Origin of the sequence: Streptomyces sp. SLBN-118 (assembly GCF_006715635.1) — a bacterium.
GTDB lineage: Bacteria > Actinomycetota > Actinomycetes > Streptomycetales > Streptomycetaceae > Streptomyces.
In genome coordinates, this window is sequence record NZ_VFNP01000002.1 from 611,442 (window position 1) to 630,549 (window position 19,108).

At 70.5% G+C, this 19,108-nt stretch carries 15 protein-coding genes; 5 read left to right on the forward strand and 10 right to left on the reverse strand.

Features of this window, described 5'->3' with window-relative positions:
* Positions 1–48: 48 nt before the first annotated feature.
* On the forward strand, positions 49–1,173 hold the full coding sequence (locus FBY35_RS21355; RefSeq protein WP_142215606.1) for an aminoglycoside phosphotransferase family protein: 1,125 nt from the start codon (positions 49–51) through the stop codon (positions 1,171–1,173).
* Positions 1,174–1,480: 307 nt separating this feature from the next.
* Positions 1,481–3,454: an N-acetylmuramoyl-L-alanine amidase gene (locus FBY35_RS21360; protein WP_142215607.1), complete on the forward strand. Its 1,974-nt coding sequence runs from the start codon at positions 1,481–1,483 to the stop codon at positions 3,452–3,454.
* A 64-nt stretch (positions 3,455–3,518) separates the two neighbouring features.
* On the opposite strand, the gene FBY35_RS21365 is transcribed toward FBY35_RS21360, so the two are convergent.
* The 3 genes from FBY35_RS21365 to FBY35_RS21375 form a co-directional block, all read right to left on the reverse strand.
* Entirely contained in the window at positions 3,519–4,019 is a 501-nt protein-coding gene (locus tag FBY35_RS21365; RefSeq protein ID WP_142215608.1) for a hypothetical protein, read from the reverse strand.
* 67 nt (positions 4,020–4,086) lie between these two features.
* Positions 4,087–7,014 (reverse strand): AAA family ATPase, encoded by a 2,928-nt coding sequence (locus tag FBY35_RS21370; protein ID WP_142215609.1) that lies wholly within the window; start codon positions 7,012–7,014, stop codon positions 4,087–4,089.
* 146 nt (positions 7,015–7,160) lie between these two features.
* The gene (locus tag FBY35_RS21375) at positions 7,161–7,505 is read right to left on the reverse strand and encodes a hypothetical protein (RefSeq protein ID WP_142215610.1); all 345 of its coding nucleotides are present in this window, start codon (positions 7,503–7,505) and stop codon (positions 7,161–7,163) included.
* A gap of 288 nt (positions 7,506–7,793) precedes the next feature.
* Here FBY35_RS21375 and FBY35_RS21380 point away from each other — a divergent pair, with 288 nt between their 5' ends.
* Positions 7,794–9,035, forward strand: coding sequence for an IS701 family transposase (locus tag FBY35_RS21380; RefSeq protein ID WP_399208371.1), 1,242 nt, complete (start codon positions 7,794–7,796; stop codon positions 9,033–9,035).
* 135 nt (positions 9,036–9,170) lie between these two features.
* Here the strand turns inward: FBY35_RS21380 and FBY35_RS21390 are convergent, their stop codons facing one another.
* The 5 genes from FBY35_RS21390 to FBY35_RS21410 form a co-directional block, all read right to left on the reverse strand.
* Positions 9,171–9,413: a DUF397 domain-containing protein gene (locus FBY35_RS21390; protein ID WP_142215611.1), complete on the reverse strand. Its 243-nt coding sequence runs from the start codon at positions 9,411–9,413 to the stop codon at positions 9,171–9,173.
* 130 nt (positions 9,414–9,543) lie between these two features.
* Positions 9,544–10,710, reverse strand: coding sequence for a thiolase domain-containing protein (locus FBY35_RS21395; protein WP_142215612.1), 1,167 nt, complete (start codon positions 10,708–10,710; stop codon positions 9,544–9,546).
* A complete protein-coding gene (locus FBY35_RS21400; protein WP_142215613.1) occupies positions 10,703–11,764 on the reverse strand; it encodes a thiolase domain-containing protein in 1,062 nt (353 codons plus the stop codon). The genes FBY35_RS21395 and FBY35_RS21400 overlap by 8 nt, the downstream gene beginning before the upstream one ends.
* On the reverse strand, positions 11,764–12,726 hold the full coding sequence (locus tag FBY35_RS21405; RefSeq protein ID WP_142215614.1) for a Zn-ribbon domain-containing OB-fold protein: 963 nt from the start codon (positions 12,724–12,726) through the stop codon (positions 11,764–11,766). The genes FBY35_RS21400 and FBY35_RS21405 overlap by 1 nt, the downstream gene beginning before the upstream one ends.
* A 115-nt stretch (positions 12,727–12,841) precedes the next feature.
* Positions 12,842–13,651, reverse strand: a complete 810-nt coding sequence (locus FBY35_RS21410; protein ID WP_142215615.1) for a crotonase/enoyl-CoA hydratase family protein — start codon at positions 13,649–13,651, stop codon at positions 12,842–12,844.
* 166 nt (positions 13,652–13,817) lie between these two features.
* Here FBY35_RS21410 and FBY35_RS21415 point away from each other — a divergent pair, with 166 nt between their 5' ends.
* Positions 13,818–15,440, forward strand: a complete 1,623-nt coding sequence (locus tag FBY35_RS21415; protein WP_142215616.1) for an acyl-CoA synthetase — start codon at positions 13,818–13,820, stop codon at positions 15,438–15,440.
* A gap of 47 nt (positions 15,441–15,487) precedes the next feature.
* On the opposite strand, the gene FBY35_RS21420 is transcribed toward FBY35_RS21415, so the two are convergent.
* A complete protein-coding gene (locus FBY35_RS21420) occupies positions 15,488–16,024 on the reverse strand; it encodes a VOC family protein (protein WP_142215617.1) in 537 nt (178 codons plus the stop codon).
* Positions 16,025–16,248: 224 nt separating this feature from the next.
* Between FBY35_RS21420 and paaK the strand changes: the two genes are divergently transcribed.
* A complete protein-coding gene (gene paaK / locus FBY35_RS21425; RefSeq protein WP_142215618.1) occupies positions 16,249–17,541 on the forward strand; it encodes a phenylacetate--CoA ligase PaaK in 1,293 nt (430 codons plus the stop codon).
* Positions 17,542–17,587: 46 nt separating this feature from the next.
* On the opposite strand, the gene FBY35_RS21430 is transcribed toward paaK, so the two are convergent.
* Positions 17,588–19,090: an acyl-CoA synthetase gene (locus tag FBY35_RS21430; protein ID WP_142215619.1), complete on the reverse strand. Its 1,503-nt coding sequence runs from the start codon at positions 19,088–19,090 to the stop codon at positions 17,588–17,590.
* Between the last annotated feature and the right edge of the window lie 18 nt (positions 19,091–19,108).

The window sequence follows — 19,108 nt, forward strand, 5'->3', positions numbered from 1 at the left end:
CGGGGCCGCGCTTGCAACGTGTCGGCACACGAAGGGATCTGTCACCCCATGTACACAGCATCGTCCTCCGTGTCCGCTCCTCACCGGCCGCAGCGGACCGCTGTCCCGGCCGTCGGCACCGGGCCGTTCCTCGACCCCACTCACGCCGGCCGGGCTCGACGTCCCGCGGGGACGGTCGGCCAACCCCTCAGCGGGAGAATCGACTTGTCCGGCCCTCAGGGCGCACAGCTGCGTATGGCTGTCGCGTCGGTGCACCGCATCTGCCCGGAGTTCCATCCGGTGCAGGTGCTGCGCCGCAGCGGACGTTCCGTACTGATTGTCGGCACCACCGGGCGGACGACGGCGGTCGCCAAGTGCTTACTGGACCACTCGCCCGCCTGGGCCGAGCGGCTCCGCCACGAAATAGCTGCATATCGCGCCTTCGTCCGGCACCGCCCACCAGTGCGGGTCCCACGGCTCATCGCCGCGGATCCCGACAACTGCACACTGGTGATCGAGCGGATGCCGGGCCGGGCGGCGGCCCTTGCACGGCACCCGGCCGAGGCTCCGCCCCGTGCCGATGTACGGGCCGCCCTCGGCGCGATCGCGCGACTGAACTCCTGGCGCCCGCCCGCCGGGATGTTCGACACCCCGCTCGACTATCCGTCGCGCATCGCGCGCTACCACGAGCTGGGGCTGTTCACCGACCGCGACCTCGGGGATCTGCAGAAGCTGCTGCACGGTCTGGCGCACGCCGGCGGGCGGCAGGGCATGGGCCAGTTCTGTCACGGCGACGCACTGCTCTCCAACATCCTGCTGTCGCCCACGGGTCCGGTACTGGTCGACTGGGAGCACGCCGGCTGGTATCTGCCCGGCTACGACCTGGCGACGCTGTGGTCCGTGCTGGGGGACACGCCGGTGGCGCGCCGTCAGATCAGTCAGCTGGCACAGCAGGCGGGACCGGCGGCGCGTGACGCGTTCCTGGTGAATCTGATGCTGGTACTGACCCGGGAGATCCGTACGTACGAGACGGCCGTGCAGCGGACGATGCGGGACGCGCCGCCCGCGGGCGCGGGCCAGGTTCCGTCCGGCGGACTGTCGGCCGGTGAGGAGCAGCGGCTGCTGCTGCGGCGGCTGCACGACGACTGCGCGATGGCCCGTCGGGCTGTGCGCGCGGCGGTCGGCACTCGCTGACCGACCACCGCAGAGGGGGAAGCGCGCTGCGCGCCCAGTGCCGACACGCCGGGCGCGTAGCGCGCTGTGCTGACCGCTCCCCACTCGCGCGTGACACCCGAACATACATTCCACATACGGTAATTGGTCCACTCCACTGACGCGCCGCAGGCCCGGGCCCCGTCTCGCCGAAACTCCATGACACGCGCTCTGACATGCGAAATCCTTGCAGCGAGCCAAGATTGACGGATGGTCTGGGAGCCGATACCCCTGTAGACGAACCCGCTCCCGCAGGCCCGTCTGGCACCATCCGTCCCTGGAGGCCGTCTTGCAAGGATCCGCCCCCACAGAAGTCAGAAGCGTCCGCCGGCGCAGGCTGAGGGCAGGGGGCGCGGTGGCGTCCGCCGCCCTGCTGCTGCCACTGGTCTCGGCCGGTCCTTCGGCCACCGCGGAACGGCGCACCGGCGACGCGCTGCAGAGCGACTTCGCCGCAGCCGCCGTGAAGTACCGGGTGCCGCAGAGCGTGCTGCTCGGGGTCTCGTATCTCCAGTCCCGCTGGGACACGCACGGCGGCGCCGCGAGCGTCACGGGCGGCTACGGGCCGATGCATCTCACGGACGCCAGGACCGCGCTGGCCGAGGCGCCGCACCATTCGCACGGCGGCGAGGACGCGCGCGGCGACGATGCCCGGCGGGCGCCGAGGACCGCCGAGGCGGGGCTTTTACGGGCGTCCGAACTCCCGGGCCGTCTGCGGACCCTGGACCGGGCCGCGCAGTTGTCGGGGTACTCCGCCGAGCAGCTTCGGGAGAATCCTGCCGCCAATGTGAGCGGTGGAGCGGCCCTGCTCGCCGACGCGCAGAAGAAGCTCGGCCGCCCGCTGAGTGAGGACCCGGCGGACTGGTACGGCGCGGTGGCACGTTTCTCCGGCGCCGACGACATCGCGACCGCCACGACGTACGCCAACGACGTCTTCGACGTGATCCGCACCGGCGAGTCGCGGATCACGGACAGCGGTCAGCGGGTCGCGCTCGCGGCCGACCCGGCCGTGGCCGCCGATCCCGCGCAGGCGGCAGACCTCGGGCTGCGGACGGCCAACGCCCAGAAGACGGAGTGCCCGCTGACGGTGGCCTGCGAGTGGATTCCCGCGCCCTACGAGGAGTTCGGCGACAACGACTACGGCAATCACGATCTGGCGGACCGGCCCGCGTCCCAGTCGGTGAAGTACATCATCATCCACGACACCGAAGGCTCCTGGGACACCACTGTCAAGCTGGTCCAGGACCCGACGTATGTCTCCTGGCAGTACACGCTGCGCTCCTCGGACGGGCACATCGCCCAGCACGTGCCGCTCAAGGACGTGGCCTGGCACGCAGGCAACTGGTACGTCAACGCCAAGTCGGTTGGGCTGGAGCACGAGGGCTTCCTTGTCTCGCCCGACGCCTGGTACACCGAGGCGATGTACCGCTCGTCGGCCCGGCTGGTGAGGTATCTCGCGAAGAGGTACGCCGTGCCGCTGGACCGCCAGCACATTCTGGGGCACGACAATGTGCCGGGCACGACGGCCGCGACGATCCGCGGGATGCACACCGATCCGGGGCCCTACTGGGACTGGTCGCACTACTTCCGGCTGCTGGGCCGCCCGTTCACGCCGACCGCGGGACCGAGCAGTGATGTGGTGACGATCCGCCCGGACTACGCGAGGAACCAGCCGGTGTACACGGGCTGTGTGAAGCCCGCCGACGCCTGTGTACCGCACGGCTCGGGCGCGGTACGGCTGCACACCGCCCCCGCCGAGGATGCGCCGCTGGTCAGGGACATCGGTCTGCGCCCCGACGGCGGGGACTCCACGACCGGCGTCAACGACACGGGAGCGCGGGCCTCGACGGGCCAGCAGTACGCGGTTGCCGGTCGTGAGGGCGACTGGACGGCGATCTGGTACCTCGGGCAGAAGGCGTGGTTCCACAACCCGCGCACACAACCGACGGCGGTGAGCGCCCTGGGCCTGATGCTCACGCCGAAGCCGGGTGCGACCGAGATCCCGGTGTACGGGCGCGCGTACCCCGAGGCGGCGGCGTACCCCGCCGGTGTCCCGGTGCAGGCGATCTCACCGCTGCCGTACAAGCTCCTCGCCGGCCAGCGGTATGTGGTGGGTGACCGGACACCCGGTGAGTATCTGTACGCGACGACGTTCGACACCGCCGGACACACGGTGGTGCGCGGCAAGGAGCCTTACTACGAGATCCAGTTCGGGCACCGGGTCGCCTTCGTGAAGGCCTCCGACGTGACCCTGGTGCTGCGGTAGCACATGAGCCGCGGTGCGTCACCGTTCGTGGGGTCCGGTGGCGCACCGCATGAGGTTGTGTGGGTCAGCCCTGCTGGAAGAGCTCCGCGGGCAGCGGCTTGAGCAGCGCGTACAGGTCGTCGGTGATCGGCCGGTCCCAGCTGGCGATCGTGACGAGGACATTGTCGCTGCGGTCGAACTGCACGCAGGAGATACGGCTTTCGGAGAGCTTGAGGCGGCGCACGATCAGGAGGTTGTCGCCCTGCATCACCGGCGTGTCCTCGACATCCACGACATTGACGGGCTCGTCGTTCTCCAGCGCCAGCAGCAGCTGGGCCACCTCGAACGGAATCTGCCCCTCTTCGAGGTCACGGGCCGGCGAGCCCTCCGGCAGATTGCCGATGATCATCGCGGGGCCGCGGCCGCCGAACAGGTCGTACCGCAGAAAGACGCCCTGGCAGGTGCCGTCGGGGGCGGGCAGCAGACCGGCGCCGAGATTGCCCGGCCAGTCGCCCGGATCCATGGCCAGGACGTCGAAATCCGGGCCCGCGGGGGTGGCGGCGCTGCGGCGGCGGAGGAAGGACATACCGCCATGGTACGTGTCCGGGCGGCCCCGGCCGAGCCGGGGCCGAAAGCCCCTCGGACGCCGCCGGTCACTGTCCACGGCCGCCCTCCCGCCCCTCGGACCGGCCGCTGCCGATGGCGTCCGCCAGGCCCGCCTCGTCGGTGCCGGCCTTGCGGTACACGGCCGAAAGCAGCCTGGTCACGGTCTGCTCGTCGACATGGAGAGCGGCGGCGACGAATGACCGGTCGCGGCCCTGGGCGGTGAGGACGGCGGCGGTCCGCTCGCGCGTGGTCAGCGCGTCGGTTTCGATGGCACGCAACCTGCGCGGGCGCAATCCGGCCGCCGCCAGCTCGTCACGGGCGGCGTCGGCGAGCCCGTCGGCGCCGCACTGTCCGGCCGCCTCCAGGCCGCGGTAGAGATGCTCGGCGGCGTCCTTCGAGCGGCCGGTGCGGCGCAGGTGGGTACCGAGGTTGACGAGGGCCCGGGCGAGTTCGTAAGCGGCCGGTGAGCGCTCCAGATGGGTGACCGCCTCTTCGAGCAGGGCGGTCCTTTCGGTGCCGCCGGAGACTTCGGCGGCCACGCGCAGGGCCTGGCCGACGGCGGAGGCGGTGGCGAAGCGGCGGGCTCGCCGCACCGCCTCCAGGGCGGTGGCGCGGGCCCGCTCCGGATCGTCCTGCGCCTCGGCGAGGGCGAGATGGAGCTGCCAGGGGCACCAGGCGGGGTTGCGCATGCCGCGCGGGTCGAGCCGCCTGCCCGCGGCGGCCAGTTCGACGGCTGCCTCTTTGGCACGGCCGCGGGCCAGCAGGAGCTCGCCGTACACGGTCTGGGAGTCCGGGAAGGTCACGGCCGCGGGGAACGGTTCGCCGAAGTCATGGTCCTCGGCGACCTGCACCGCCTCGTCGGTACGCCCTCTGGCCAGCAGCACCTCGACGAGGGTGCCCAGCGCATACCACTCGACGGGGGTGCGCGGCCCGACTCGTTCGGCGAGCCGCAGCCCGGCGCGTACGAAGTCCTCCGCCTCGGCCAGACGTCCTCGCCGGAAGCGGATGTACGCGAGCAGGGTGTACGCGAAGGAGAGGTGGGCGCCACGCCAGCCCTGGCGCTCGAACTCCGCGGTCCCGGCGGCGAAGAGCTCCTCGGCGCGGCCCGGCCGGTCGCCGTACATGAAGGTGAGCGCGACCAGCACGGGGACCTCGAAGCCGCGGTCCTCTACGGCCCAGCTGAGGCCGCCCTGCAGGGCCCGTTCGGCGTGGCCGAGGGCGACGGCCGCCGGTTCGGCGCGCAGCATGGCGTCCCATGCGCGCAGCCCGATGATGTACCGCTCGGTGAGATCGCGTCCGGTGAGGCGGTCGGCGAGCCTGGCCAGGTGGCGGGAGCGGGCGGGCGAGTCGGGCTCGTCGGCGCGGAAGGCGTCCCACATGAACTTCTCGGACTGCATCCGCAGCCGGGTGCGTGGATCGCTGGTGAGGCGCGCCTCACGGGCGAGGGTGTCGGAGGCTTCGCCGAGCCGGTCGGAGTGGGCCAGTACCTGGGAGAGCCGGTAGACGATGCCCTGGCGCAGGGCCGGGTCGGCGATGGGCTCTTCGAGGGCCGCGCGCAGGTGGTTGACGGTGGTGGCGGGCTCGGTGAGCAGCGATGCGCAGCCCAGTTCGTACAGGACGGCGGCCCGGTCCTCATGGGCCGGAGGTTCGCGCAGGGCGCGGGCGAGGTGGCGGCGGGCGGCGTCGGGGGCTCCGGCGCGCAGCGTCTCGCGCGCGGCCCGGCGCAGCTGGTGGACCACCCACGGGTCTGACTCGGGGTGGGTCTCCATGAGGTGGCGGGCGGCGGACGTGGAGCCCAGTCCGGCGTCGAGGACGGACCAGGCGGCCTGGCCGTGCAGGGCGACGCGTGCGGCGTCGGGGATGGCCCGGTAGACGGCGGTGGCGATCAGCGGGTGGACGAATTCGAGAGTGCCGTCGGCGGTCGCGGGACCGGTGAGGATACGGGCGTCACGCAGGCGGTCGGCCGCGTCGGCGGCCTCTTCTGTGCCCAGGCCCGCGACGCTCGCGGCGAGGGCCGGCTGGATCTCGGTGCCGAGTACGGCTCCGGCCCAGGCGAGACGCACGGTGGAGGTTCCGAGGCGTTCGATGCGTTCGATGAGTCCGCTGCCCTTGACGGCGGCGGCGAGGTCGCGCAGGAGGTGGGCGCCCGCTTCGTTGGGTTCGAGTCCGCGGTCGCTGACCTTGGCCGTGAGTTCGACGGCCTCGAAGGGGTTGCCCGCGGTGACGGCCCAGCATTCGCGGCAGAACGCGTCGTCGGCGTGTGCACCCAGCTGTTCGCGCACCAGTCGGCCCACGGCGGGCGCCGTGAGCGGTTCGAGGTCGATGGGGCGCTGCCCGGCCCGGCCCGGGAGATCACGGAACTGCCGTGCGTAGTGCGGGAGTTCCTCGGGGCGGTAGGCCACGACGAGCAGCATCGGCAGCTGTTCGGCCCTGGGCGCGAAGGCGGCGAGCCAGCTCAGCGACTCCGGGTCCGCCCAGTGGGCGTCGTCGAGTACGAGGACGAGCGGGGCACGCCGGGCGGCCAGGTGGGCAAGGACCCAGTCGAGGCCGTCCCGCAGGCCCTGGGGGTCGGGCGGGGCGCCCGCCCCGGCCGTGCACAGGCCGAGTGCGGGTCCCACGATCGCGTACCAACTCCCCAGCTGCAGCTTGAGGGCGGCATCGGACGAACCGGCGAGCTGGGGCTGGATCAGCTGGCGTGCGACATGGAAGGCGACCTGCTGCTCCTGGTCGCCGCCGCGCGCGGAGAGCACGGTGCAGCCCTTCGCCGCGGCACGGCGGCGTACCTCGGCGAGCAGGGTCGTCTTGCCGAGACCGGCGTGACCGGCGAAGGCGAGCAGGGCACCGCCCGGCCGCTCGGGAGGGTCCAGGTCGTCCGCGCCGAGACCTGTCAGCTCGCTCAACGCCTCGTCCACGGCAGCCAGTTCGGCTTCACGCTCGAAGAGCCGACGCCTGGTTCTGCCCGCGCGTCGCGTCATGGTGCACCCCCACGGCCGGGGCGTACGCCCGGCGCGGTGAAGGAGCTGCCGGACGGACGTCCTCAAGGCACCTCAGGGTACGCCCGTGAGGCCGCGCGGGAACCGGCCTTGCCAAACGCGTTTGTACGAATGCCGAGTGGGGTATGTCAGGCCGACGTCTGCGTGGGGCCGATCCCGGGTGCCGCCGCTCCGTTGATCTTTTCTATCGCCTGGCGTGCATGCTCACCGGGGCTGCGGCCGGTCAGCGACGACACGGAGGAAGGCGCGGCGACCTGGCTCCGGTCCGCGGGCCTGGCATGGCCTGCCGACCGCGTACGCAACTTATGACTTGCCGCCTCGTCCAGGCTCACGGGGCGCTGCATCTGGGCGGCCAGTCGGCTCGCCTCCTGCCCGAGTGCCGCGAGGTCTTCCCACTGCAGGCGGACCACCAGGCGGAGTTCGGCCTCCCCGTCCGGGAGGGCTTGGAGGGGAGGAGTGACGGAGTCGTTCATGGGCTGTCCTCACGGTCTCGGAACGGAATCCTCGCGGGAACGCTGCACACGCCGGGTTCCGGGGTGCGCAGAGTGATACGGGAAAGGGCCGCCGTGTGTTCAGCCCGGGGCTCAGTCGCCCGCTGAATCCCCCAACGCTCCTGCGTGGGGTGGCGCCGGGGAGTGTCGTCGAAGTGGCGTCGTCCGCCCGAAGGGCCGCCGAGCAGACGGGACTTTGACGACACGACCTAGTAGTGCATCGTTAGGTTGGTTTGATCGGGTGGCGTGTGGTGGTGCATGCTGCTGGTCGTGGATCTTGGGGAGATCGAGGAACTGCGGGAGAACCTTGGCGAGTTCGTTGCCGAGGCGTTCGCGTCGTTGAAGCGAAAGGATCAGCGCGGGTGGGGGGACTGTTACTTGCGTGGGCTGATGCTGGACGGGCGGCGCAAGTCGATCCAGCCGATGGCCGAGCGGCTGCCGGACGGCAACATGCAGGCGTTGCAGCAGTTCGTCAGCCAGTCGACGTGGGACCACGTTCCGGTGCTGCGGTCCGTTGCGACGAAGGTGGCCTCGGAGATCTCTCCGGAGGCGTGGGTGATCGACGACACCTCCTTCCCCAAGGCGGGAGACCAGTCGGCGGGGGCGGCCCGCCAGTGGTGCGGGGCTTTGGGCAAGAAGTCGCTGTGCCAGGTGGGAGTGAGCCTGCACGCGGTCACCGACGCCGCCTCCGTGCCGCTGAACTGGCGGCTGTTCCTGCCCGCCGAGTGGGCTGATCCGGCCGATGGGCGTCGCGCGAAGGCAGGGGTGCCCGCGGAGGTTGGGCACCGGGAGAAGTGGCGTCTGGCCCTGGACGCGATTGATGAGGCGCTCGGGTGGGGGCTGCCCGGCCGGGTCGTGGTGGCTGATGCCGGATACGGCCAGATGCATGCCTTCCGTGCCGGGCTGGCCGATCGCGGCCTGGACTACGCCGTGGCGGTTCGCGGTGACATCAGCGCTCACCCCGGGCAGGCCGTGCCCATCGCGCCGGAACGAGAAGGGCGGATGGGCGCCCCACGGCTGCCCCGTTACCGCGAGCCGGCCCGCTCCCTGAAAGACCTGGTCACGACCGCCGGGCGGCGTCGGCTGCGGCGTTGCACCTGGCGCCAGGGCAGCAGAGGCGCGATGACCAGCCGGTTCATCGTGCTGGAGGTCCGCCCGGCCGGTGTCGCGGCGACGAAGGCAGCGCGGGAGGAAGCCGGTGGCCGTGCCGGGTGGGACGGCGTTCTGCCCGCCGAGACCCTGATCGCCGAATGGCCGCCGCACCAGGATGAGCCCACTGACTACTGGCTGACCAGCCTCCCCGCCGACACCGCGCTGCGACACCTGGTCCGCATGGCGAAGATCCGCTGGCGGATCGAACACGACTACCGCGAACTCAAGCACGGGCTGGGCCTGGACCACTTCGAAGGCCGCACCTGGCGCGGCTGGCACCACCACGTCACCCTCGTCACCGCCGCCCACGCCTTCCTCACCCTCCGGCGCCTGGACCCAAAAGCCCAAGCGCCGGCCTGACCTTCTACCAAGTCCTCCAGACCCTGCAGGACCTCCTGCTGTGCTGGACCGGCGCATGCCCCACCTGCCACCGAGACTTACCGACCCCGGCCCAGACAGACGGTCACCCACCAGGCGCAACCTAACGAAGCACTACTAGGTGAGGTCGAACTCCCCCTCGCGGGCGTTCAGGACGAAGGCCCGCCATTCGGCAGGACTGAAGATGAGCGACGGGCTCTCCGGCCGGCCGCCGTTGCGCATCGCGATGAAGCCCTCGACGAAGGCGATCTGGACGTCTCCCGTTCCCTGACTGCTGGACTGCCAGTCGGCATTGCTGAGATCCAGTTCCGGCTTGTCCCAGCCCGAAAACCTCTGCGTGGTAGTCGTGCTCTCGGCCACGTCCGTGCTCCTCCCGGGTCGTCTCCGCGCCTCAGACTAGCGATCGTCTCCGGCCCGGGACAGGCCACGGGACAGGCCACGGAACGCAGGACCGCGGCCTGTCCCCGGTGACGCGCCGGGCGCCCGGCGGTCAGGTGGCGGGCGGCTCGGCGCCGACCAGCCACATGGCGAAGAACTGTGCCCCGCCGCCGTAGGCGTGGCCCAGTGCCCTGCGCGCCCGTTCCACCTGATGCTCACCCGCCAGACCGCGCACCTGGAGGGCCGCCTCGGCGAAGCGGATCATGCCCGAGGCCCCGATGGGGTTGGTGGACAGCACCCCGCCCGACGGGTTGACGGGCAGATCGCCGTCCAGTTCGGTGACCCCGGATTCGGTGAGCTTCCAGCCCTCGCCCTCGGCGGCGAAGCCCAGGTTCTCCAGCCACATCGGCTCGTACCAGGAGAACGGGACGTACATCTCCACCGCGTCGATCTCACGGCGCGGATCGGCTATGCCCGCCTGCCGGTAGACATCGGCGGCGCAGTCCTTGCCCGCCTGGGGGGACACGAAGTCCTTGCCCGCGAACATGGTGGGCTCGCTGCGCATCGCACCGCCGTGCATCCAGGCGGGCGGCCGCGGTGCACGGGCGGCGCCCGCGCGGTCGGTGAGGATCATCGCGCACGCGCCGTCGGACGAGGGGCAGGTCTCCGAGTACCGGATCGGGTCCCACAACATCGGGGACGCCTGGACCTTCTCCAGGGTGATGCCGTGCTCGTGGAGATGGGCGTACGGATTCTTCAGGGCGTTGCGGCGGTCCTTGTAGGCGACGAGGGAGCCGACCGTGTCGGGGGCGCCGGTGCGGCGCATGTACGCCCGCACGTGCGGGGCGAAGAAGCCGCCCGCGCCCGCCAGCAGGGGCTGCTGGAACGGGATCGGAAGGGAAAGGCCCCACATGGCGTTGGACTCGGACTGCTTCTCGAAGGCAAGCGTGAGGACGGTTCCGTGCACGCGCGATGCCACCAGGTTCGAGGCGACCAGCGCGGTGGAGCCGCCGACCGAGCCCGCCGTGTGGACGCGCAGCATCGGCTTGCCGACCGCGCCGAGCGCGTCGGCGAGATAGAGCTCCGGCATCATCAGGCCCTCGAAGAAGTCGGGAGCCTTGCCGATGACCACGGCGTCGATGTCCGCCCAGGTCAACTCGGCGTCGTCCAGGGCTCGGGCCGCCGCTTCCCGGACAAGGCCCGCGATGGAGACGTCCCGGCGGGCGGCGACATGCTTGGTCTGGCCGATGCCGACGACGGCCACGGGCTCCTTAGGCATCGTAGGCCTCTCCTTCGAGTACGGCGACGAGGTTCTGCTGAAGGCAGGGTCCTGAGGTCGCGTGGGCCAGTGCCCGGTCCGACTCGCCGCGGTGGATACGGGCGGCGGCCTCGCCGAGCCGGATGAGGCCCGCGGCCATGACCGGGTTGGCTGCGAGGGCTCCGCCGGAGGGGTTGACCCTCACCCTGTCGTCGAGGTTGAGGGCCCGGCGCAGGACGACTTCCTGGGAGCTGAAGGGGGCGTGCAGTTCGGCGGTGTCGACGGGTCGCTCGAAGGCACCGGCCCGTTCGGCAGCCAGTCGCGTGGAGGGCGAGTCGGTGAGGTCGCGGACGCCGAGGCTGTGGGCCTCGATGCTGTGGTCGATGCCGCGGATCCAGGCGGGGCGGTCGCACAGCTCGCGGGCCCGGTCACCGGCGGCAAGGATCACGGCGGCCGCGCCGTCTCCGACCGGTGGGCAGTCCCCGGTCCGCAGCGGTTGGACGACGTACTGTCCGGACGGAATCGAACCCTTCAGCTGGGCATGCGGGTTGTCCGCAGCGGAGGAACGGCTACGGGCGGCGATCCCCGCCAGGGCCGGTTCGTCAGCGATTCCCGCGTCGATCAGGGCCTGCGCCTGGAGCGCGGCGAGCGCCACCGAGTCGGGCCACAGCGGGGCGAGGTAGTACGGGTCGAGCTGGCGCGTCAGCACATCGCGCACCTGACCGGGCGACGATTTGCCGTAGGCGTAGACGAGCGCGGTGTCGGCCTCGCCGGTGAGCAGTTTCACCCAGGCCTCGTAGAGCGCCCAGGCTCCGTCCATCTCCACATGGGACTCGGAGATCGGCGGCCATGCGCCGACGCCGTCGAGGGTCATGGTGAAGGAGAAGGCCCGGCCCGCGAGATAGTCGCTGGAGCCCGAACACGTGAAGCCGATGTCGCCGGTCCCCAGACCCGTCCGCCGCAGCACCTCGTGCAGGACCGGCATCACCATCTCGACCTCGGAGAACTCGTCGCTTCGCCGCAGATGGTCGCTCTGCGCGAAGGCGACGACGGCCACATCCCTGGCGTCTGGCATCACAGGAGCTCCTTGTAGGCGTCGTAGTCGGCGTCGGGCTCACCGGTGGGCCGGTAGTGGTCGGGGTGACGGCTGCCGTCCCGCCACACGGGTTCGACGCGCAGGCCCATGCGCACCTGGTCGTACGGGATTTGGCCGATACGGCCGTGGAGTGCGAGGTCGGCTCCGTCGAGGGCGATGTGCGCGTAGACGTACGGCACGTCGATGTCGAGGTTCTTCGCCTTGATGTTGACGATGCAGAACGTGGTGACGGTGCCGCGCGGGCCGACCTCGACCTGTTCGTCGGTGGCGACCCCGCAGGTGGGGCAGGCGCCGCGGGGCGGGACGTACACCTTGCGGCAGAGGGGGCAGCGCTCACCGACGGTCTTTCGTCCGGCGAGGGCGTTGATGTACGCGGTCTGGGCGCGGCCGGGAGAGTAGGTGTAGTCCAGCCGGGCAGGCGCGACGATGCCCGTCACCAGGTTGGCGAACTCACCGCTGTGCGCTGCCGCTCTGCCGTCGGCCGGCTCGCTCTCGTACTGCTCGAAGCAGGCGATGTCGGTGATCGCCCCGGTGCGCTCCTCGGCCCAGCGGATACGGACACGCATGCCGGTGCGTACCGCCTCGGGGCCGGGCGCGTCGAGCACGTGGAGGAGCGCGGTGTCGGCTCCGTCGAGCCTGACCAGCACCCAGGCGAAGGGTTGTGCCGGCGGCTGGTCGCGTCGCGGGACGGGATTCCAGGCCCAGGTGGTGACCGTGCCGGTGTCCCCGACTTCGACGAGGTCACGTATCTCCTCGGCGGTCACGGGGTCGTATTCGACGGGGGGCACGAGCACGGTGCCGTCGGCGGCCTTCACGCCGAGGACGGTGCGCTCGCGCAGCCCGGTGAGGAAGGCGGACTGGACGGGGCCGAGGGAACGGGTGAAGGGGAACTCGACGACGAGGGGGGCGATGAGCAGGTCGGGAGATGGGGCGGTGGACATGGGGCTCCTTGTGTGGCCGAAGGTCGCATGCGGGGCCTGGGGGGCTTGCCCTCAGGTCGGGATGGGGGTGCCTCCCACGGCCGCCAGCCGTGGGAGGAGGACGGGATGGGGAAACTCACCCCCGCCGATACACCGGCGCCCTCTTCTCCGCGAACGCCCGCGCCCCCTCCTTCGCGTCCGCCGTGTCGAACACCGGCCACCCCCGCACCAGTTCTGCCGCCAGCCCCTCCGTCTCCGTCATCTCCGCCGTCTCATAGACCGACGCCTTCACCGCCTCCACGGCGAGCGGCCCGCACGCGTTGATCTGTTCGGCGATGGCGAGTGCCTTGTCCAGCGCGGTCGTGTCGGGGACGACATGCCCGACGAGGCCGATGTCCCTGGCCTCGGCAGCGCTGTAGGGGCGGCCGGTGAGCAGCATTTCCAGTGCGTGCGTGCGCGGGATCTGGCGCTGGAGCCGTACCGTCGACCCGCCGATCGGGAAGAGGCCGCGCTTGACCTCGAAGAGGCCGAATGTGGCGCCCTCCCCGGCGACGCGGATGTCCGTGCCCTGGAGGATCTCGGTGCCGCCGGCCACACAGTGGCCCTCCACAGCGGCTATCACGGGTTTGCGCGGGCGGTGATGGCGCAGCATCGCCTTCCAGTGAAGATCGGGGTCGGCCTTGAGCCGGTCCCGGTACTGCTGTCCTTCCATGCCGTTGCCCGCAAGGGCCTTCAGATCCATTCCGGCACAGAAGGAACCTCCGGCTCCGGTCAGCACGACGGAGCGGATCTCGTCGTCCTCGTCCGCCTCCAGCCAGCCGTCGTAGAGACCGACCAGCATCGGCAGCGAGAGCGCGTTCTTGGCCGCGGGCCTGTTCAGGGTGAGCACCAGCGTGGCGCCTTCGCGCTCCACGGTGAGGTGTTCGGTACCACCACGTCGTTCCATGCGCGGACCTCCCTCTCAAGACCTAGAACAGGTTGCAGTAGGCCGGGGTCCAGTTCAATAGTTTTCTGACAGACAGTCAGATTTCTTCTGCGGCAGCCCTTCCCAGTTCTCCCCACCGGCGCTCTAATGACCGCCGGGCCGAAGTTCGCCGGTGTCAGGAGGAACGGTGGAGTACAACCTTGCCGACCTGTTCGAGTCGGTCGTCGACGCGGTCCCCGACCGCGAGGCGCTTGTGTACATCGACCATCCCGGCACGGGCGCGGAACGCCGGCTCAGCTATGCGGAACTGGACGCGGCGGCCAACCGTGTCGCGCACCACCTCATGGACGCCGGTCTCAAGCCCGGCGAACATCTCGGCCTGCACCTCTACAACGGCATCGAATATCTCCAGACCGTACTCGGCTGCCTCAAGGCCCGGGTCGTACCGGTCAATGTCAACTACCGGTACGTCGAAGAGGAGTTGGTCTATCTCTACCGGGACGCGGATCTCGCGGCGCTCGTCTTCGACGCGGAGTTCACGCATAGGGTCGCGACCGCCGTGCCGCAGACGGACAAGCTCCGGCATCTGGTGCGGGTGGGCACACCCCCCGACGGAGCGCCGCAGCTGGGCGCCGCCCCCTTCGCCGAGGCCGAGGCGGCCGCCTCACCGGAGCGCGGCTTCGCACCGCGCTCCGCCGACGACCTGTTCATCATCTACACCGGTGGCACCACGGGGATGCCCAAGGGCGTGATGTGGCGGCAGGAGGACCTGTTCTTCTCCGGCCTCGGCGGCGGCGCGCCGACCGGAGAGCCGGTCTCCTCGCCCGAGGAGCTCGCCGAGCGGGTGGCGGCGGGCGGTGAGGGCATCACCTTCTTCCCGACTCCCCCGCTGATGCACGGCACGTCGACGCTGACCGCGTTCATCGGGTTCAACTTCGGCCAGCGGATCGTCACCCACCGCAAGTTCGTGCCGGTGGAGGTGCTGCGTACGATCGCGAAGGAGAAGGTCACCAGCGTGTCGCTGGTCGGCGACGCGATGCTGCGGCCACTGATCGACGCGCTGAACGGCTCGATGAAGGGCACCGACCTCTCCTCACTGTTCAGCGTGTCCTCGTCCGGTGCGATCATGTCCGAGACGGTGCGCGCCCAGTTCACGGCGCTTGCGCCGAAGGTGATGCTGCTGAACAACTTCGGCTCGTCGGAGTCCGGCTTCAACGGCACCGCCACCGAGGACTCCGGCCCCGAGAAGGGCTTCAGGCTGCGGGTCAACGCCCGTACGGCGGTGGTCGACCCGGCGACGTACGAGCCGGTGAAGCCTGGCGAGCCAGGCCGCATCGCCCAGCGCGGGCACGTCCCGCTCGGCTACTACAACGACCCGAAGAAGACCGCCGAGACCTTCTTCCGCCGGGGCGACGAGCGATGGGTGCTGCTCGGCGACATGGCCACGGTCGACGAGGAGGGAATCGTCACCGTCCTCGGCCGGGGCTCGCAGTGCATCAACACCGGTGGCGAGAAGGTCTATCCGGAAGAGGTCGAGCAGGCGCTCAAGTCCCATCCGGATGTGTACGACGCGCTGGTCGCAGGTGTGCCGGACAGCAGGTGGGGCAGCCATGTCGCGGCCGTGGTGCAGGTGCGCAGCGGCGCGACCGCACCGACCCTCGACGACATCCAGTCGCACTGCCGCACCCGGCTGGCCGGCTACAAGATCCCACGGCAGCTGGTGATCGCGCCCGAGATCCAGCGCTCACCGAGCGGCAAGGCGGACTACCGCTGGGCGCGCACGATCGCGACGGAGGCGGTCGGCGGCTGAGAGCCTCCCGACCACCCGGGCGGCGCGCGGGTGTCTTGGTGTGGGGTTCAGTCCCCTGCCCCAGCGGATGCGAGGATGCGCTCACCGTTGAAGATTCCGAGCCGCTCCCGGTAGAGCTCCAGCGGCAGGCCGTTGGGGTCGCGGATGTAGAGGCTGTCCTCGACCCCGCGGTCGGGCCCGAGATACTCGATCTCTGCCTGGTCCAGTGCCTTGCGGGCCGCGTCGAACTCCGCCGCACCCACCGACAGGGCGAGATGCTGCACGCCGCCGATCGTCTCCTTGACCGGCGGGTGCTCGTGGCCGGGGAAGTCGAAGAAGCCGAGTAGATTGCCGTGGCCGATGTCGAAGAAGAAGTGCGTGGAGCCGCGGTAGTCGCGGTTCTCCACGATCTCGACCAGCGGGAAGCCCAGGAATTCCTGGTAGAAGCGGATGGTCTCCTCGACGTCGCGGCAGATGAAGGCCACATGGTGGATACCGCGGGCCGTGGTGGGGGGCCGCTCCTCTATGGGGCGCAGATAGAGCTGCCGCAGCTCTTCCCGGCGGGCAAGGACGGCGTCGAGCTCGGCACCCTCGGGCTGGGGCATCACGGACTCCTTCTCGGAGGTTGTTTGCGGTTTTCAACTTCTATCCAGCATCTTCCCCCCTCACGCGCCACTCAGCGCGCCGGGATGGTCACCCGGGGGGCCGGTCGGCGCGAATGCGTCGGTGGGGATCACCCCCTTGCCAGGAGTCCGGGAGTGGTGGATTACTGATCCAGAGCAGCACGACCGAATGATCGGTCGTCCAGTTTGGGACGGGAGAATTCCTCATGACGGAAACGGACCTGCTGGACTCGGCGGAACGGATGGGGCGCGAGGAGCTCGAAGCGCTGCAGCTGGAACGGCTGCGGGCCGCCTTGCACCATGCGTACGAGAACGTCGGCTTCTACCGGCAGTCCTTCGACAAGGCCGGCCTGCGCCCCGAGGACTGCCGCACGCTCGCCGATCTCGGCCGATTCCCGTTCACCACCAAGGCCGACCTGCGGGACAACTACCCCTTCGGGATGTTCGCGGTGGACCAGTCGCAGGTGCGCCGCATCCATGCCTCCAGCGGGACGACCGGCCGTCCGGCCGTCGTCGGCTACACGGAGCGCGATCTGGACACCTGGGCGGACGTGGTGGCCCGCTCGATCCGCGCGGCCGGCGGCCGCCCGGGCCACAAGGTCCATGTGGCGTACGGATACGGGCTGTTCACGGGCGGTCTCGGTGCCCACTACGGCGCGGAGCGGCTCGGCTGCACGGTGATTCCGGCCTCCGGAGGCATGACCGCCCGCCAGGTGCAGCTCATCACGGACTTCCGCCCCGAGATCATCATGGTGACGCCGTCGTACATGCTCACGCTCCTGGACGAATTCGAGCGGCAGGGCGTCGATCCCCGTACGACATCGCTCAGGGTCGGCATTTTCGGCGCCGAACCGTGGACCGAGGAGATGCGCCGCGAGATCGAGGAGCGGTTCGCGATCGACGCCGTCGACATATACGGACTGTCCGAGGTCATCGGCCCGGGCGTGGCCCAGGAGTGCGTGGAGACCAAGGACGGGCTGCACATCTGGGAGGACCACTTCTATCCGGAGGTGGTCGACCCGCTCACCGGTGAAGTGCTGCCGGACGGGGAGCACGGCGAGCTGGTCTTCACCTCGCTCACCAAGGAGGCCATGCCCGTGATCCGCTACCGGACCCGGGACCTGACACGGCTGCTGCCCGGCACGGCCCGGGTCTTCCGACGTATGGAGAAGGTGACCGGGCGCTGCGACGACATGGTGATCCTTCGCGGGGTGAACCTCTTCCCGACCCAGATCGAGGAGATCGTGCTGCGTACGCCGCATGTCGCGCCGCACTTCCAGCTGCGGCTGACCCGCGAGGGCCGCCTCGACGCGCTCACGGTGCGGGCGGAGGCGCGCGCCGGGGCCACGTCCGAGCAGCGGGAGGCCGCCGGGCGGGCGATCGCGGCGGCCGTGAAGGACGGGGTCGGGGTGTCGGTCGCGGTCGAGGTGGTGGACCCCGAGACGCTGGAGCGGTCCGTGGGCAAGATCAAGCGGATCGTGGACCTGAGGCAGAAGTGACCCGAAGAGCCATCGGGCGAGCGACGTCAGGCGACGTCAGGCGACGTCAGGCGGCAGCGAAGCGGTCCCGCAGCTCACGCTTGAGGATCTTCCCGCTGGCGTTGCGCGGCAGCTCGTCCACGAACACGACCTTCTTCGGGGCCTTGAAGTGGGCGAGCTTCTCCCGTGCGTGGTCGATCAGTTCGTCCTCGGTGACCTCGCCGCGCGCGACGACGACGGCGGTGACCGCTTCGATCCAGCGCTCGTCGGGCAGGCCGATGACGGCGGTCTCGGCGACGGCGGGATGGGTGTAGAGGGCGTCCTCGACCTGACGTGAAGCCACGAGCACTCCCCCGGAGTTGATGACGTCCTTCACGCGGTCGACGACGGTGAAGTAGCCCTTGGCATCCCGGACGGCCAGGTCGCCGGAGCGGAACCAGCCGTCGCGGAAAGCCTCTTCGGTCTCCTCGGGCTTGTCCCAGTACCCCTCGCACAGCTGCGGCGAGCGGTAGACGACCTCACCCGCAGTGCCGTCGGCGACTTCCTTGCCGTCCTCGTCGACGACCTTCGCCTCGACGAACAGGACCGGACGGCCGCAGGAGTCCATCCGGCCCTCGTGTTCGTCCGGGCGCAGGACGGTCGCGAGCGGGCCGATCTCGCTCTGGCCGAAGCAGTTGTAGAAGCCCAGCTCCGGCAGGCGCTCGCGGAGCTTTTCGAGCACGGGCACCGGCATGACCGAAGCGCCGTAGTAGGCCTTGCGCAGTGCGCCGAGGTCGCGCGCCGCGAAGTCCGGATGGTTGGAGAGGCCGATCCAGACCGTGGGCGGCGCGAAGAGGCTGTCGGCGCGGCCCGCTTCGACGAGGCCGAAGATCTGCTCCGCGTCCGGCCCGTCCAGGATGGTGTTGTCGGCGCCGACCGCGAGATACGGCAGCAGGAACACATGCATCTGGGCGGAGTGGTAGAGCGGCAGGGAGTGCAGCGGCCGGTCGCTCTCGCTCAGATCGAGGGCGGTGATCGCGCTGACGTACTCGTGGACGAGCGCCCGGTGGGTCATCATCGCGCCCTTGGGCTGGGCGGTGGTGCCCGAGGTGTAGAGCAGCTGGACCAGGTCCTCGGTCCCCGGCTCCCGCTCCGGGGTGAAGGGGCGGGGCGTACGCAGCTCCGCCAGCAGCGAGTCGTCCGCGTCGCGCAGGGGCCTGACGGGCAGACCGCCCGGCAGCCGGGGCGCGAGATCCGGGTCGGCGAGCACGAGGGCGCTGCCCGACTGCTCGATGATGTATGTGAGATCGTCGCCGGTGAGGTTCTGGTTGACGGGGACATGGACGAGTCCCGCCCGTGCACAGCCGAGGAAGCCGATGAGATACGCGTCGGAGTTGTGGCCGTAGGAGGCGACCCGGTCCCCCGTACGCAGGCCGTGGCCGGTGAGGACGGCCGCCGCCGTGGTGACGGCGGCGTCCAGTTCCGCGTAGCTCCAGGTCCGGTCCGCGTAGCGAAGAGCGGTGCGGTCGGGGGTGCGCTTCGCGGTGCTCCGCACGACGGAGTCGACTGTGTTGCTGCGTACGGCTGTCATGGCGCGATCCTCGGCGGC